This is a genomic window from Mesorhizobium sp. WSM4820 (assembly GCF_055811075.1).
Genome location: NZ_JBVVQN010000032.1, coordinates 25,345 through 40,055 on the forward strand (window position 1 = coordinate 25,345; position 14,711 = coordinate 40,055).

19 protein-coding genes and 1 pseudogene are annotated in these 14,711 nt (G+C 62.3%); 10 read left to right on the forward strand and 10 right to left on the reverse strand.

What is annotated here, in order from left to right:
* Nucleotides 1–61 precede the first annotated feature (61 nt).
* The 4 genes from AC0L2R_RS31960 to AC0L2R_RS31975 form a co-directional block, all read right to left on the reverse strand.
* On the reverse strand, nucleotides 62–484 hold the full coding sequence (locus AC0L2R_RS31960; RefSeq protein WP_473513671.1) for a DoxX family protein: 423 nt from the start codon (nucleotides 482–484) through the stop codon (nucleotides 62–64).
* 152 nt (nucleotides 485–636) lie between these two features.
* The gene (locus tag AC0L2R_RS31965; RefSeq protein ID WP_027155363.1) at nucleotides 637–1,059 is read right to left on the reverse strand and encodes a DoxX family protein; all 423 of its coding nucleotides are present in this window, start codon (nucleotides 1,057–1,059) and stop codon (nucleotides 637–639) included.
* Between the two features lie 123 nt (nucleotides 1,060–1,182).
* The gene (gene fumC / locus AC0L2R_RS31970) at nucleotides 1,183–2,580 is read right to left on the reverse strand and encodes a class II fumarate hydratase (RefSeq protein ID WP_473513673.1); all 1,398 of its coding nucleotides are present in this window, start codon (nucleotides 2,578–2,580) and stop codon (nucleotides 1,183–1,185) included.
* 107 nt (nucleotides 2,581–2,687) lie between these two features.
* Nucleotides 2,688–3,458, reverse strand: coding sequence for an NIPSNAP family protein (locus AC0L2R_RS31975; RefSeq protein WP_473513675.1), 771 nt, complete (start codon nucleotides 3,456–3,458; stop codon nucleotides 2,688–2,690).
* Between the two features lie 95 nt (nucleotides 3,459–3,553).
* On the opposite strand from AC0L2R_RS31975, the gene AC0L2R_RS31980 reads away from it, so the two are divergent.
* Nucleotides 3,554–4,240: a TetR/AcrR family transcriptional regulator gene (locus tag AC0L2R_RS31980; RefSeq protein WP_473513677.1), complete on the forward strand. Its 687-nt coding sequence runs from the start codon at nucleotides 3,554–3,556 to the stop codon at nucleotides 4,238–4,240.
* 37 nt (nucleotides 4,241–4,277) lie between these two features.
* On the opposite strand, the gene AC0L2R_RS31985 is transcribed toward AC0L2R_RS31980, so the two are convergent.
* Nucleotides 4,278–4,865, reverse strand: a complete 588-nt coding sequence (locus tag AC0L2R_RS31985; RefSeq protein WP_473513679.1) for a hypothetical protein — start codon at nucleotides 4,863–4,865, stop codon at nucleotides 4,278–4,280.
* 120 nt (nucleotides 4,866–4,985) lie between these two features.
* On the opposite strand from AC0L2R_RS31985, the gene AC0L2R_RS31990 reads away from it, so the two are divergent.
* Entirely contained in the window at nucleotides 4,986–6,116 is a 1,131-nt protein-coding gene (locus AC0L2R_RS31990) for a metallophosphoesterase (protein WP_473513680.1), read from the forward strand.
* A gap of 61 nt (nucleotides 6,117–6,177) precedes the next feature.
* On the opposite strand, the gene AC0L2R_RS31995 is transcribed toward AC0L2R_RS31990, so the two are convergent.
* Nucleotides 6,178–6,357, reverse strand: a complete 180-nt coding sequence (locus AC0L2R_RS31995; protein WP_287194449.1) for a CsbD family protein — start codon at nucleotides 6,355–6,357, stop codon at nucleotides 6,178–6,180.
* Between the two features lie 571 nt (nucleotides 6,358–6,928).
* Between AC0L2R_RS31995 and AC0L2R_RS32000 the strand changes: the two genes are divergently transcribed.
* The 5 genes from AC0L2R_RS32000 (at nucleotide 6,929) to AC0L2R_RS32020 (ending at nucleotide 8,678) form a co-directional block, all read left to right on the forward strand.
* Nucleotides 6,929–7,138, forward strand: coding sequence for a cold-shock protein (locus tag AC0L2R_RS32000; protein WP_010915421.1), 210 nt, complete (start codon nucleotides 6,929–6,931; stop codon nucleotides 7,136–7,138).
* A gap of 347 nt (nucleotides 7,139–7,485) precedes the next feature.
* Nucleotides 7,486–7,713, forward strand: a complete 228-nt coding sequence (locus tag AC0L2R_RS32005; protein ID WP_027155369.1) for a hypothetical protein — start codon at nucleotides 7,486–7,488, stop codon at nucleotides 7,711–7,713.
* Nucleotides 7,713–8,120 carry a hypothetical protein gene (locus tag AC0L2R_RS32010; RefSeq protein WP_027155370.1) on the forward strand — a complete coding sequence of 136 codons (408 nt, stop codon included), beginning with the start codon at nucleotides 7,713–7,715 and terminating at the stop codon, nucleotides 8,118–8,120. The genes AC0L2R_RS32005 and AC0L2R_RS32010 overlap by 1 nt, the downstream gene beginning before the upstream one ends.
* A gap of 1 nt (nucleotide 8,121) precedes the next feature.
* Entirely contained in the window at nucleotides 8,122–8,289 is a 168-nt protein-coding gene (locus AC0L2R_RS32015; RefSeq protein ID WP_287120983.1) for a hypothetical protein, read from the forward strand.
* Between the two features lie 23 nt (nucleotides 8,290–8,312).
* A complete protein-coding gene (locus AC0L2R_RS32020; protein ID WP_091590675.1) occupies nucleotides 8,313–8,678 on the forward strand; it encodes a YkgJ family cysteine cluster protein in 366 nt (121 codons plus the stop codon).
* A gap of 141 nt (nucleotides 8,679–8,819) precedes the next feature.
* On the opposite strand, the gene AC0L2R_RS32025 is transcribed toward AC0L2R_RS32020, so the two are convergent.
* A complete protein-coding gene (locus tag AC0L2R_RS32025) occupies nucleotides 8,820–10,124 on the reverse strand; it encodes a metal-dependent hydrolase family protein (RefSeq protein ID WP_473513682.1) in 1,305 nt (434 codons plus the stop codon).
* A gap of 492 nt (nucleotides 10,125–10,616) precedes the next feature.
* On the opposite strand from AC0L2R_RS32025, the gene AC0L2R_RS32030 reads away from it, so the two are divergent.
* The gene (locus tag AC0L2R_RS32030) at nucleotides 10,617–11,228 is read left to right on the forward strand and encodes a LysE family translocator (protein WP_473513684.1); all 612 of its coding nucleotides are present in this window, start codon (nucleotides 10,617–10,619) and stop codon (nucleotides 11,226–11,228) included.
* 327 nt (nucleotides 11,229–11,555) lie between these two features.
* Here the strand turns inward: AC0L2R_RS32030 and AC0L2R_RS32035 are convergent, their stop codons facing one another.
* Nucleotides 11,556–12,227, reverse strand: a complete 672-nt coding sequence (locus tag AC0L2R_RS32035) for a VOC family protein (RefSeq protein WP_473513686.1) — start codon at nucleotides 12,225–12,227, stop codon at nucleotides 11,556–11,558.
* 391 nt (nucleotides 12,228–12,618) lie between these two features.
* On the opposite strand from AC0L2R_RS32035, the pseudogene AC0L2R_RS32040 reads away from it, so the two are divergent.
* A pseudogene (locus tag AC0L2R_RS32040) lies at nucleotides 12,619–12,830 on the forward strand (LysE family translocator); the annotation flags it as partial.
* Nucleotides 12,831–12,842: 12 nt separating this feature from the next.
* Here the strand turns inward: AC0L2R_RS32040 and AC0L2R_RS32045 are convergent.
* Together AC0L2R_RS32045 and AC0L2R_RS32050 are read right to left on the reverse strand one after the other, a co-directional pair.
* Complete coding sequence (locus tag AC0L2R_RS32045) at nucleotides 12,843–13,229, reverse strand: nuclear transport factor 2 family protein (protein ID WP_473513687.1); 387 nt, start codon at nucleotides 13,227–13,229, stop codon at nucleotides 12,843–12,845.
* Between the two features lie 17 nt (nucleotides 13,230–13,246).
* Entirely contained in the window at nucleotides 13,247–13,696 is a 450-nt protein-coding gene (locus tag AC0L2R_RS32050) for an OsmC family peroxiredoxin (protein WP_473513689.1), read from the reverse strand.
* A 118-nt stretch (nucleotides 13,697–13,814) separates the two neighbouring features.
* Here AC0L2R_RS32050 and AC0L2R_RS32055 point away from each other — a divergent pair, with 118 nt between their 5' ends.
* On the forward strand, nucleotides 13,815–14,426 hold the full coding sequence (locus AC0L2R_RS32055; protein ID WP_287256067.1) for a TetR/AcrR family transcriptional regulator: 612 nt from the start codon (nucleotides 13,815–13,817) through the stop codon (nucleotides 14,424–14,426).
* Nucleotides 14,427–14,711 lie beyond the last annotated feature (285 nt).

The window sequence follows — 14,711 nt, forward strand, 5'->3', positions numbered from 1 at the left end:
CTGGCTCAGTCAAGTAATTCGGCTCGGTCAAATAATTCGCTCGGTCCGGCAGTTGTGTCGGTCAAGTCGTTTCAGCGCCGATCCGAAGCATCCGCCCGTCGATCGAGTAGGCGCCGGCGCCTGCCATTGCCAACGCCAGAAAACCGCCCGATAGCGCGATGTCCTTCATCAGCATCTGCGAATGCATGAAGGTCAGCGTCGGATCGTCGCCGCCCTGGCCATAGTGGCCGATGAAGCCTGCCGCGACGCAGAAAGCGGCAAGCAGGAGCGCCACGATCGGCGTCTTGAGGCCGACGAGGATGAGCAGTCCGGCGATCATTTCGAACAGGCCCGTCGCCCAGGCTGCGAGCGTCGGCAGCGGCAGGCCAAGGCCGGAAAAATAGCCCGATGTGCCGGCAATGTCGGTAAGCGCGTGAAAGCCGGACGGAACGAATAGAGCGGCGAGCAGCAGCCGCGAAAGCAGAAGCAGCCCATTGCGGGGCATTGGTCACCTCCGACGTCGGCGGCGGTTGGCTTCACCCCGACACCTCATCCTAGCAGAAAGTCCGGCCGGCTGATCGACGGGCATAAACCGACAACGAAAAAGGGACGCGGAAAATTCCGCGCCCCCTTGCTGCAAGTGGTTCCTGGACCGCTTCAGCCGCGCTTGGCGTCGACCGAATAGGCGCCGGCGCCCGAGGAAGCCAGCACGAGGAAGCCGCCGGCAATCGCCAGGTTCTTCATGAAGCTGATCATCTGCATCTGATCGGCCCAGCCGGTGTGGGCGACCAGTCCCGTGGCGACGGTGAAGATTGCCAGCACCCAGGCGGTGATCCGGGTCTGAAAGCCGATGAGGATGGCGAGGCCGCCGAGCAGCTCGAGCAGACCGACGACAATCGCCGTCACGGTCGGCATCGGCAGACCCATGCTGCCGAAGTAACCGGCGGTGCCGGCGATCGCAGTGAGCTTGCCGAAACCGGAAAGCACGAAGATGACCGAAAGCAGGATACGGCCGAGCAGGATGCTGCCTGAGGCGTTGGAAACGGTGCCGGAACCGGCAACAGACGTGTTGGTGGACATGATGGGCTCTCTCCGGGAGGGGTTGTGGTGCCCACCCACATAAAGCAGGGCGACTGTTCACCAAAGATGCAGATTTGGTTACAGATTGTTCACCGCAGTAAAGTTTTTGCGATCAGCGCAAGATCATCCCGGATGCGTCATCTCCTCTGGCCGAACCAGGCGGTCGTAGTCGGCTTCGCTGACCAGCCCGGTGGCAAGCGCTTCCTCACGCAAGGTTGTGCCGTTCTTGTGAGCGGTCTTGGCGATCTTGGCGGCGTTGTCGTAGCCGATGGTCGGCGCCAGTGCTGTCACCAGCATCAGCGAACGGTCGAGGGCGGCCTTGATATTGTCCTCCCGCGCCTCGATGCCGACGACGCAATTGTCGGTGAACGAGATGGAGGCGTCGGCGAGCAGTTGCACCGACTGCAGGAAATTGTAGGCCATCAGCGGGTTGTAGACGTTGAGCTCGAAATGGCCCTGGCTGCCGGCGAAGGTCACGGCCGCATTGTTGCCGAACACCTGGATGCAGACCTGGGTCATCGCCTCGCACTGGGTGGGATTGACCTTGCCCGGCATGATCGACGAACCCGGCTCGTTTTCCGGCAGCGATAGTTCACCAAGGCCGGAGCGCGGGCCGGAGCCGAGCAGACGAATGTCGTTGGCAATCTTGAACAGGGCGCCGGCGCAGGCGTTGATGGCGCCATGCGAGAACACCATGGAATCATGCGCCGCCAGCGCCTCGAACTTGTTTGGCGCGGTGACGAAGGCGATGCCGGTGATCGCGGCGATGCGATCCGCCACTCTCTCGGCAAAGCCGACCGGCGCGTTGAGGCCGGTGCCGACGGCCGTGCCGCCTTGCGCCAGTTCCTGCAGGCCGGGCAGCGTCATCTCGATGCGTTTGATCGAGGAGGCGACCTGCGCGGCATAGCCCGAAAATTCCTGGCCAAGGGTGAGGGGCGTCGCGTCCTGCGTGTGGGTGCGGCCGATCTTGACGATGTGGGCGAATGCTTTGGTCTTGGCCTCCAGCGCGGCGTGCAAATGCCCGAGCGCCGGCAACAATTCGTGCACGATGCGCTCGGCGCAGGCGATGTGCATGGCCGTCGGATAGGTATCGTTCGACGACTGGCTCATATTGACGTGGTCGTTGGGATGCACCGGTTTCTTCGACCCCATGACACCGCCCAGCAGTTCGATCGCCCGGTTGGAGATCACCTCGTTGGCGTTCATGTTGGATTGCGTGCCCGAGCCGGTCTGCCAGACGACCAGCGGGAAATGATCGTTCAGCTTGCCGTCGATGACTTCCTGAGAGGCTTCGATGATCGCGTTGCCGATGGCCGGGTCGAGCCGCTTCAGCTCCATATTGGTTTCGGCCGCCGCCTGCTTGACGATGCCGAGCGCGCGAACGATCGACGCCGGCTGCTTTTCCCAGCCAATTTTGAAATTGCCCAGCGAACGCTGCGCCTGCGCGCCCCAGTAACGATCGGCGGCGACCTCGATGGGACCGAACGTGTCGGTTTCGGTTCTGGTCTCTGGCGCGCTCACATCTCTCTCCGGATTGCAATTTGCAAACGGCCTATCGCGTTGCACAAATGGCTTCAAGCGGAGATTGCGGGCGACAAGGATGCAAATCGGTTGAAGGAGCGCCTCTCTCACCGCCCAAGCAGCGATCGTGAGGTTGGAGATAGGCGCAGCGTTTCCGTCGGTCTGGCCAGGCTCGACTGCAATGCCTGCCAGGCCGGCGCCGCGGCAAGCGCGGCTTCAACGCTTTCGTGGGCGTCCGCGCTGTCGAAGGCGGCGACGCTGATGAAGACATTTTCGCCTGATCGCACCGGCAGGCGGGGAAAGCTGTTTTCGGCATGTTCGGAGACAAACGCAGCAAGCGGCCGCGCGCCATGTGCCGCCAACACGGCAATCGCGTCGGTTTTGAAGCGGTTGGCGAAGTCGGCTTCGGCGCCGTGCCGCAGATGATGAAACTTGATGACAACAATATCCGACAAGCGATTGTCTCCGCTTGGTTTTTCGTAACCATCCAAGGCTGCTCGTTGCGATCCCGACAGATCGAAGCCGGCGCCGGGCCATGCCGGTTTCAGCAACAGCACGTCGTCGGAGGAGATCATCGTGGCGTTGGCGGCGTCGCGCCAGGCGGCCCATACGGGTCCCTCGTAGAAAGCGGTCAGTGCATTTTTCCGCGCTTCCATACCCTCGAAGCCGCGCAGCCAGATGAACATGTCAGGCCGGTCGAGATCGCGAAACTGACCGATGATGGTCATGTCAGCCGCTTCCTGACCCTCGATGAGGTGACCGTCGAAGATGCCGATCAGCGTGTCGCGCCGGCCAGGTTTCAGTGTGTATTGCCTGAGCTCGACGACCGGCGAGGCATTGAGGCCGGATTTCGATCGGGCATTCAGGGGCAGGCTCATCGCGCAATCTCCAAAACAGGGCGTTCATCCTGTTTTATAAACAGACCGGTTGTCCTGTTTTGTCAATCTGCTATCGTGGAAAAATGTCAGCAGAGATGACCGCTCGCCCAAAGGCGCAACCCGGCAAACGCACCAACGACCCGGAAGGCCTGCGCAAACGCGTGCTCGATGTCGCCGAACCCTCGTTTCAGGCGCGCGGCTACCATGCCTCCAGCCTCGGCGACCTGATGGCCGCGGCAGGCGTCACCGGCGGCGCGCTGCATCATCACTTCCCGACCAAGAAGGCGCTGGCGCTGGCGGTGATCGAGGAGCGGGTCGCCGCGGCCGTCGAAGCAACATGGATCGCGCCGGTGCAGGCGGCAGGCTCGGCGCGTGAGGGCGTGCGCAGCGTGTTCGAGGCCGTGGCCGCGGAACTGGAGCAACAGGGTTTCGTGCGCGGCTGCCCGCTCAACAACCTGGCGCATGAATTGTCGCTTGCCGATCCGGATTTCCGCACCGCCCTTGCCGGCATTTTTTCGGCTTGGCGCCAGGCGATCGCCGACAAGGTCGGGGCCGACCAGCAAGCGGGCAGGGAGCAGGACACCGATCCGCAGCGTTTCGCGGCACTCGCGGTCGCGACCTATTCCGGCGCCATGTCGATGGCCAAGACGACGCAGGATTCTGCTGTGCTGCGCGATTGCCTGAACGCGCTGGAGCAGGGAGTTTCTCCAGTTTCTTCATCCGAGGGCGAAGCAAGAGCGAAGCGACGTCGCAGGGTGCTGCGGCAGTACAAAGCATTTTGATGCCGGAGCGCCAGTCGGCTCTCTGCCCTGCCGGGACTTAATTCGGCATCGGTTTGATGACCTCGTAGCCGACCACGCTTTCGGCGTTCGTGCCCTCGTCGTAGCGTCTGGCCAGAACCGCCTGCAGGTCGGGCGCGTAGAGCGCGGTGAATTCATCCTGTGTCTTGCCGGCCTCGTTCTTGATCGTAAGCCTGACGGCGAGCACGTTGTATTTGCAGTCGCCCAGGCTGAACGTCTCCTTGCCTTTGACGCTGATCTCGAGCGTCTCGGTGCCCTTGGGCTGTTTGTTTGCAGCGAGGCGGACGAAAACGGTCTTGCTTTTCGCCCCGGCCTTGAGCGGAAACAGCTTTCTGAGATCCGAAAACGGGATCATCGCAAGCTGACCGGTCTCGCTGTCGCGAAACACCTCGATCAGACCGCCGAACAGAAACTGCGTCTGCGGCGATTGGGAGTGGTATTCGTTGGCGACCGACACCATTCCACCCGCCGCCGGTCGAAACTCGCTGTGGATACCGGGCCTTTCGAGAATGAATCCGGCCTTGGCGGCTTTGGCGTCGATGCACTCGGCACCATGAACGGCGCTCGCCAGGATGGTAAGTGCCGTCGCGATGGATATAGTCTTCATAGCGTTTGCCCGCGCAAGTTGAGTCCTGACCTAAAAGCAATGCCAGACCTGCGGCAGCGTGTCGACATACCGTTCGCGGCAACTGGACGAAGAGGCGCCGGCTGTGCTGAATTTCACGCCATGAATCGCATCTCGGCAGGATCACTCTCCCGGCGCCGCTTCCTGACGCAGGGAGCAGGGTTGGCCGCGGCCGGCGTCCTTGCGCGACCGGCGCTCGGACAGACCGGACAGCGCATTGCGCCTGTCGACGCCACCTTCCTGTTCGTCGCCGATGTCCATGCCTGCCGCATGGCCAGCGGGCTGAGCCCCAATTGCCAGCAGGAAGGCAAGACCGACGCCGCCTTGCTGCGCAGTATCGCCGCGTTGAACGCCATTGGCGAGAAGCACTGGCCGGCCGAAATCAACGGCATCGCCACCGGCCTGCGCTCGGCCGGCAGCCGCATCGGCACGCCGCTCGGCCTCGTCGTCGGCGGCGACATGACCGATGACGGCGGCGGCCAGGTCACCCAGCCCAGCGAGGGCACGCAGTTGCTCCAGTTCAGCCAGCGTTACCAGCAGGGCATCGGCCCCGATCGCATGCATGTGCCGGTCTATGTCGGCCTCGGCAACCACGATCTCGACCAGAACGGCCCGCCAAACCACGTCGACTGGTACCGCCGCGAAATGCGCGACTATGTCGAGGTCAACCATCGCGCCGGCGTGTTCTTCAAGCCGCCGGTGCCGGTGACCAGTTACGATGTCGACACCGACTGCTACTCGTGGGACTGGGGCGGCCTGCATCTCGTCCAGACGCACCGTTTCGCCGGCGACACCGGCCACGGCGCGGTCTCCGGCCTGCCATGGCTGAAGCAGGATCTGGCGACCTATGCAGCGGACGGCCGCCCCGTCATCCTGTTCCAGCACTATGGTTGGGATGTTTTCTCGATCGAACGGTGGGATGCCGCCAAAGGAACCTTCGACGATGAAGGCGCTGGTGCGCCGCACTGGTGGAGCGAGGTGGACCGGCAGGCGCTGCTGGCGGCGCTGAAGGGCTACAACGTCATCGGCATCTTCCATGGCCACCAGCACGAGACAGCGATGATCTACCGCGGCGATGGGCTCGACCTGTTCAAGCCGAAGGCCGCTTATATGGGCGGCTTCGCGCTGGCGCGGGTGAGCGGCGACAGCATGGACGTGGCGCTTGGCGAAGCCGTTGGCGACCATGGCGAGATCGCCTTCACCAACGCTTTCTCAAGGAGCCTGAATTTCTAACGGCAACTGAAGCACACAGCGGACCGCTAAACCGCTTTCCTCGTCGCTAGCAGCGCAGGGGTCAGATCACCTTCCTGAACTTGTCCTTGATGTCACCATAGGCCTTCTGCATTTTGCCGGCGATCTTGTCGGCCACGCCTTCAGCCTGGACGCGCCTGTTGCCGGTGGCCCTGCCGGCGGCTTTCTTCACCGAGCCCTTGAGCTGCTTGGCTAGGCCCGCAATCTGACTCTTGTTCACCATGGCCGCATCTCCCGGAATCAATCTGCTGTTTGGGAAACGGGTGGCTGGGTTTTCGGTTCCGGAGCCCTGCCTCGTCGGTCAATCAACAGGCCACCGGCCTTTGGCCCTGACCGCCATGGCGATTGCTACTCGGCATAAAAGAACGCCCCTCGCGCGTTTTATTGCACGGGAGGCGTCCTTTGTGTCAGCCTTTCCTGAGATTGCTCTCATGAACTGCTGGCGATATTTAAAATGCACGGATGCCAAGATGGTTCCCGGCATGGCGCGATTTTTTTTTACATTTTTAACAGCTGGCGCTGGGCCCGGTTTTCGGCGTCAGATCCGCCGTCGAATTGCCTCCGCAGCCAGCGTGCCGCCATCGGCCCGCCGACGACGAAAGCAGACGGCGAAAGCAAAATTGACACGGCGCCAAAAGAAGTCTAAAAGCAATTCGTCGATATTTGTTTGACCGACTTTTGTTATCCGCGTGTCCAGGCGCGCCTTTGACGAACTTCCCCCATCAAAATCGAGACAAACGCTGTTGTGCATTCGCATGACGGCGAACGAATATTTGCCACGGAAAGGGTTCGTTATGAGCACAGGCACAGTTAAATGGTTCAATGCCACCAAGGGTTTCGGTTTTATTCAGCCTGACGACGGCTCGGCCGACGTTTTTGTCCACATCTCGGCCGTAGAGCGCGCCGGAATGCGCGACATCGTCGAGGGCCAGAAGCTCGGCTACGAGATGGTCCGCGACAACAAGTCGGGCAAGATGTCCGCCGATCAGTTGAAGGCGGCCTAAAACGGAATTCAGCCTCGCCGGTGACCACGGATGTACTGGCACCGGTGAACGGCTAATTCCAGCGCATGGCCCCGGAAACACCGGTTTCCGGAAAGGATCATGCGCAGAATGAGCAAGTGCACGCGCGTTCAACCGGACGCGCGGCGCTCCAGCTGAGGTCAGGCAATGCCTGGCCTTTTGCGTTTCGGGCGCCGCAAAAGTTCGAAAAGAGCACCGCGCGTTCGCTTGAACGTGCTAAGGATGCTCCAGCAATTTGAAATCGACTGCCGTATTGCTTTGTGCGTGGTCCTGGTCGAAAGACCGGTCTCGCCATTTTCGGCATTACGCTCCGAACCGGGAGAAAGACCTTGACCGCCACTTCGAAGAAATCCCGCGACCACGCCGAATCCATCTTCAGCAAGACCCAGACCCAGTCCATGTCGCTCAACCGCATTATTTCCGAGCAGGATGCTGTCAGCCAGGCCCGGGAAGCCAAGACCGCGCGGCTGCGCGAACTGCGCCTGGAAAAGGAAGCTGACGAGCTGGCTGCAGCCGCCTCGCTCGCTGCCTCGCCGAAGCGCGCAGGCAAACGCTGATGGCCACCAAACGCGTCCCGCAAGAGGCGATCGCCGCCGATTCGACCATCGCCGATGTCGTGGGAGCCCTCGACAAGCCGGTCGAGTATGTCCGGCGCGTGCTCGAAAAGCTCGAGCGGTGCAAGCGCGCCCATGGCGATGCCCAGGTCAGGCTCGGCGTGCGTGGCCGCTCCGAATGCCCGAACTATCTGATCGAGTATGTCCGTGAAAATGCCAAGACCCATGAGCGCGTCACCCATCAGGATGCCGCCTATAGCGGCAGCACGCATCGCGAACTGGCACCCCGGCACATCGAGGAGGCCAGGAACTGGTCGCCCGAGGAAATGAACATCACGGCGGTCTCGGCGCTGATCGGCCGGCTTCGCAACCCGAATGCGCCATCATCGCGTTTCTCCGACGAGGATTGATATGGCCATAAAATTTTCCGCCAAGGATCAGCCGGCAGCAGCCGCTGCCACCGCAAAGCTGGCCAAGCCGGCCGCCGCGCCGAAAGCTGATGTCGCCGCCGAGGCAGCGACCGACCTGTTCAAGTCGCCGGCGGACGTGGCGTCGCGCAAGACCAGGAAGAAAAAATAGCGCCCTTGCCGAGCAACGCCGGTATGAATTCTGTTGCGTCAGGGCTGCTCGCCCTGGCGAGCGCCGGAGACTTTTCGTCACTGGAGGAGCGCGCCGCCCCTCTCTTCGACTGCCAGAGCTGTGGCGCCTGCTGTTCCTATTCGGCCGAATGGCCGCGCTTCTCGACCGAAGATGACGCGCAGCTCGACCGGATCCCGCAAGACTATGTGGCTGCCGACGAAGCCGGCATGCGCTGCGACGGCGTGCGCTGCTCGGCACTTTCCGGCGAGGTCGGCAAGTCGACCATTTGCGGCATCTACGAGGTCCGGCCGGACGTCTGCCGCGCCTGCATGCCCGGTGGCGACGACTGCCTGATGGCGCGCAAGGCACATGGTCTGCCGGCGCCCTGATAACGGGCCTCGATAGGTCTCAGTTTGAATTTCCACCTCCGGTGGGAAGCCGTCATTCCTGGTCGCTCGGCTGTGGAATTCCAGCGCTCTGCGGCCAGGCCATCGGATGCGTCGAGTAGAGACGGGCGGCTCAGTCGTTCCTCACTGAGTCAGCGTGTTTTTGTAGATCAGGCCGTCCTTCATGATGATTTTGAAGTTGTTGGCAGGATCGGCCACCAGGTCGAGGTTCTCCAGCGGATTGCCTTCGACGAGCAGGAGGTCGGCGAGCGCGCCCTCTTCGATCACGCCGAGCTTCCCCGGATAGGGATTGCGAAGGCCCGACAGCGCGAGCAGCTCGGCATTGGTCCCGGTCGCCATGACGAGTGCTTCGGCAGGCGTGTACCAGCGCACAAGCGACGCCAGGATTGCTCCCTGCTGCTTCGCCAGCGCGCGGGAGAACAGGACATCGGTGCCCCATGCCGTCTTGATCTTGTATTTCTTCGCGAGTTCGTAGGTCCTGCCGATGCCTGGCCACACCTCATCGGCCTTGGCTCGCTCGACCGAACCCTCTCGGAGGCCTGTCCTCATCAATTCGGGAAGCGGCTGCAAGCTCAGCCAAACGTCCTTTTCGGCGATCAGCTTGGCGGTTGCCTCGTCCATGAGGAAGCCGTGTTCGATGCACTTGACGCCAGCCGCGACAGCCTTCCGGATCGCATCCGAGGTGAAGGCGTGCGCGGCGACGTAGGTGCCCCAATTCTCGGCAATTTCAACGGCGGCCCGCAGTTCGGGCTCGGTGAAGGTGGTGACGTCGAGCGGGCTGTGGGGCGACGACACTCCACCGCCCGCTGTCAGCTTCAGCAGCGCGGCCCCCTGCATGAATTGCTCGCGGGCACGCAAACGCACCTCGTCGGGGCTGTCCACGACTATGCTGCCGCCGTTCCTCTCCATGGGGGTGAACAAGCCGCCGATCGTCCGGGGCAAGTCGCTGAGCTGGCGGAAATCCCCATGCCCGCTGGTCACGGTGATCATGGCTCCGGACGGATAGATGCGCGGTCCCGCGACGATGCCTTGATCTATCGCGCGCTTGAGGCCGAACACCGGCCCGCCCACGTCGCGAACGGTGGTGAAGCCGCGCATCAGTGTATCCGTCGCCTCGTCGCCGGCCGCAAGATTGGCGAAGCCGATGTCGCCCATCGCCTCTGCCGGGGTGGATGCAATCAGCATTGCGTGCCAATGCGCATCGATCAGCCCCGGCATCAGCGTTCGCCCGTTGCCGGCGATGCGCTGCGCGCCCTCGGCCGCGATGGGACTTGTCGAAATCCGCGCGATCAGCTTGCCCTGCACCAGCACACTCGACGGAGCCGAAAGTGCGGCGCCCTTCCCGTCGAAGATACGGACGTTTTCGAAAAGCACGTCATCGGCGCTCGCGCTGGCGCAAAGTCCAAGCAGGAGAGCCGCCGCAAGCATTTGTCTGCCAGAGCGAAGAATCGTGAAAACCGGGCGCACAACAAAGAACAACACAGCGGCGCAGGACAGGGCATGCGCCGCAACCTTGCCTTTCGTCAGCTCCTGCGATCCAAAGGATTTGTGACACATGACGATTATCCCGCTTCAGGAGAGGTGGTCACGGCGCAAGGACAAGTTTGTAGCTTACACGGCATCGGGTCAAGAAGTGTTCCGGACTGGCACCGGACTGGCCTCGTTCGCAGTGAAGGTGGTGTCCAAAGTCAGGCCAATGCGATGACGGCAGGGCCAGCAGTGCAAGGTTTGCCTTAGGAAACGAGCTGACGATTCTGACGAAACGTCGCCTACGGGAGTTGGTTTTAAAATCCCGCCGAGGGATACCGCCTTGGGTCGTGACCCGAAATTCGAAATGAGGCACTAACGGTCTTCGGGCTGGCTTGTGCCTGCGCGTTTCGCTGGCTACCTTGCCGGCGGCAGGTCACCGGAGGACGCATCGTGAGCATCGAATTCTTGTTGACGTCGCTGATCGTCGTGGCTTCGCCCGGCACCGGCGTTCTCTATACGCTGAGCGCCGGACTTTCGCGTGGCGCGCGCGCCAGCATCATCGCGGCTTTTGGTTGCACGCTCGGCATCATTCCGCACATGGCGGCCGCCATCACCGGTCTGGCGGCGCTGCTGCACACCAGCGCGCTCGCCTTCGAGACGCTGAAATATCTGGGCGTCGCCTATCTGCTCTACATGGCATGGAACACGCTGAAGGAGAGCGGTAGCTTGAACGTCGGGCAGGATGCCGCGCCGCGCTCGGCCGGCAAGGTGATCACCTCTGGCATCCTCATCAACATCCTCAACCCGAAGCTGTCGATCTTCTTCTTCGCCTTCCTGCCGCAGTTCGTCAGCACCACCGAACCGCATGCGCTGTCGAAGATGCTGGAGCTCAGCTCCGTCTTCATGCTTTTGACCTTCATCGTCTTTGTCGGCTACGGCATCTTCGCCGCCTCGATCCGCAGCCATGTCGTGTCGCGGCCGATGGTGCTCACCTGGATGCGCCGCACCTTCGCCGGCGCCTTCGTCGCGCTCGGCGCAAAACTGGCGCTGACCGAGCGGTAGAGCCGCCGGTGCTACCCCTTCATGTAGCCATCGCCTCGACGATCCGCCCGTTCCCGACGCGCATCAGGTTGACGCCGCGCAGCGAGTTGCCGTCGGCCATGAAATAGCGCCAGATGGAGGCCGCTTTGCGCCCGAAGATAAGAGCACGGTCGCTTGCAAGCGAGTCTGCCCGCGAAACATCAAAACGTTATCGCTAATGCCTCAAAGCGTGGTTGGGTGCCGGGATGCGCACGCCTGCACTTCGATCGAGCCGCCGAGGGCGCTGGCTCCTCGATCAAAGGGTTACTATTGCGTCGATGCTGTTTCAAATGACGTCGTGATCCATCCTTACAGCGGCAGCGGCTTGCCAGCCTGCTCGGCCACCATGTACTCGGCATACCAGTCCGGCCAGTTCTCATCACGCTGGCCGCCTGTCCGCTTCTCGTGCTCGCCATGGGCCGCAGACGCACGCCGGAGCGCGGCCGCGAGTTCGGCCGGCGAGACAAATGTGGTGTCGTCAGCGTCGACGCGGCCGGGCGCTCGCGCAGTGACCTCCTGCAACAGCCAGACATTTCCGGACGGATCGCTGAAGGAGGCCCACGAGGAGTAGCTGCGCCGCTCAGGGTCCGGACCGCTGACACGGCCTTCACTGCCGGCATAGTGGTAAACCTCGCTCACGTCGACACCGCGATCGGCGAGTTCGGCGCGCGCTGCCTCGATGTCTGACACGACGAGCTCGCCAACACTTTCGAGGACATCGAGCTCGACCCGGGGGTAGGGCCCTGGGGTGACCCCTGAGCCGAAGACTATCGAACACGAGGAGCCCGGAGGCGTAAACTGGATGACACGAAATTCGTCGCCTGTGATGTCGGCGTCGAGCCTCCAACCCAAGCCGCCGTAAAATCGCTTGGCTCGATCGACGTCCGAAACGGGGATGACGGCGACTTCGAGCTTGATGTCGACCCTTCGCGCTGACGGGGTTGCGATTGCGGCTTCGCCGCGCTCCTGAATATCATTCATGACGATCTCCTTGGGTTTGGATGCGTTGCGTTATCTTCAACGTCGCGCGCTGGCCGGTGCCCGTGGTGGCTGTTCATGCATGCAAACGGGATTTGAGGCTACGGGGCCGCACCTATGCCGCCGAACCTCGCGATGCTCTTCTGGATGTGCACATATCCGGTAGCGCGAACTCGCGCCCGCTAATCCGAGATGGACTTCGCGGCGGACGAACGCGCCCTACGTTTTGGCAGGCTGATCGCTGATCGGCAAAAAATATTGACGACTAAATCTGGTAGCATTCTTATTGTATTGCAGCAAATCAACTCCCAAAATCAAAGTCCAATCGAGGACGAGCGAACTTCCGCTGCGGGTGATGGACACACCCTGCTGCAGAACCCGGCAAAGGCCACACGTCAGCACCACCGAGCCGCACGCACTGTCGAAGATGCTGGAGCTATCGAGCGTCTTCATGCTTTTGACCTTCGTCGTCTTTGTCGGCTACGGCATCTTCGCCGCCTCGATCCGCATGTCGTGTCGCGGCCCGTAGTGCTGACCTGGATGCGCCGCACCTTCGCCGGGGCCTTCGTCATGCTTGGCGCAAAACTGGCGCTGACCGAGCGGTAGCGCGTGTTGGCGCTAGCCCTTGACGTATCCCATCGCTTCGACGATCAGCCCGTCCGCTACGCGCATCAGATTGACGCCACGGATGGAGTTGCCGTCGGCAGGCCAGTAACGCCAGCGGATTGTCGCCCGTTCACCGGCGATGAACGTCTCCTCGATGTCAAAACGGGTGCCGGGTTCGCTGGCGATCGCCGACCACAGCCGCACGCATGCCTCACGGCCGGCATGGCGGGCGCCATCCGGCGCCGGCACGGTGTTTTCGATGACGCAGTCCTCGGCCACCAGCTCGGCGAGCGCCGACGGATCATGAAGCTGGAACACGTCGTTGAAGCGCCGCATGATATCGGCCGTCTGTCTGGATTGGTCGTCTGGATGGACGACCATGATGCTATCCCGTTCCATCTCGGTACTTCCTGATTTCATTTTTCCGCAGCGGCGGCCGTGACGAGGTCGGCCTTGAGCCTGATATCCGCCACGCCCGCCAAAGCGCGCGAGACGAGGGATGTTGCTTTCGCCGATTGGGCAAGGCGCTGGAATTCCTCGGGCGCCAGGCCCGGAATTTCGGCTTCCGTTTCGAGGTCGATGCGGGTGAGCGTCGGTCCGGCCGTGCTCGTGCCGAGATGCACCTTGGCGACGGTGTGAATCCCTACGGGGACATGGCCGCCGCTGCCCAGTATGGCGCTCAACGCCATTGAAAAGCAGCCGGCATGTGCCGCCGCAATCAGTTCCTCGGGATTGGTGCCGGGACCGTTTTCGAAGCGCGATGGGAAGGAATAGGCGCCTTCGAAGACGCCGCTGCCGAGCCGCAGCCGGCCCGAGCCTTCTTTCAACGAACCCTGCCATTGGGCCTCTGCTTCACGAATGGTCATTTTGTCGTTCTCCTCTTCGATGGAATGACGCCGAATATATAGACTGATCTACATATTATATAGACCGATTGTCATATTCGGCGCAAGCCTATAGTGCTCACTCCTGACAGAGGTTGACATGGCGAACGACACCCGCATCCGCATGATCGAGGCGACGGCGCTGCTGCTGAGGCAGCGCGGCTATCACGGTACCTCGCTCAACGACATCTTGAGCGCCTCCGGTGCGCCGAGAGGATCGCTCTACTTTCATTTTCCGGGCGGCAAGGACCAATTGGTCATCGAGGTGACGCGCGACAGCGTGGACAAGGTGTCTCGATGGCTTGGCGAAGAACTGGCCGCCGAAACGGATCCGGCGGTGGCTGTCCACCACATCTACCAGTCGGTCGCACGCATGCTGGAGGACAACCAGTTCACGCTTGGCTGTCCGATCGCACCCGTGGTGCTGGACTCGCCGGCCGACGTGCCGGAACTGGCCGAACTGTGCCGGTCGGCTTTCGAGCAATGGGTAGGCCTGCTGCAGGCGGCCTTCGTCAGGGCAGGGGTGCCTGAGCGCCGCGCCCGCGCCCTGGCGCTGCTTGTCGAATCATCGCTGGAAGGGCTGATGGTGATCGCGCGCGCCAGCCGCGACCGCGCCCCGGTGCTGGCGGTGGCCGATGAAGTCGCAGCGCTGATTGAGGGTGCATTGCCGGCCAAAGGGGAACTGACACGGCGCATTGACGCCGCCGTCTGAGCCGGGCAGCCCGCTAAATTAAGCAAACAAAAAGGGCGCCTTTCGGCGCCCTTTCCGTGAATGCGAGGCAATGCTGGATTAGAAATCCATGCCGCCACTCAAGCCCGCTTGCGGGCTTGAGCAACTTAGATTCATGGGCGTGCTTTATGGATTTCCTTAGAAATCCATGCCGCCCATGCCGCCCATGCCGCCGCCGCCCATGCCGCCTGGCATGCCGCCGCCAGCCGACTCCTTCTTCGGAGCCTCCGCGATCATGGCTTCGGTGGTGACCAGCAGGCCGGCGAC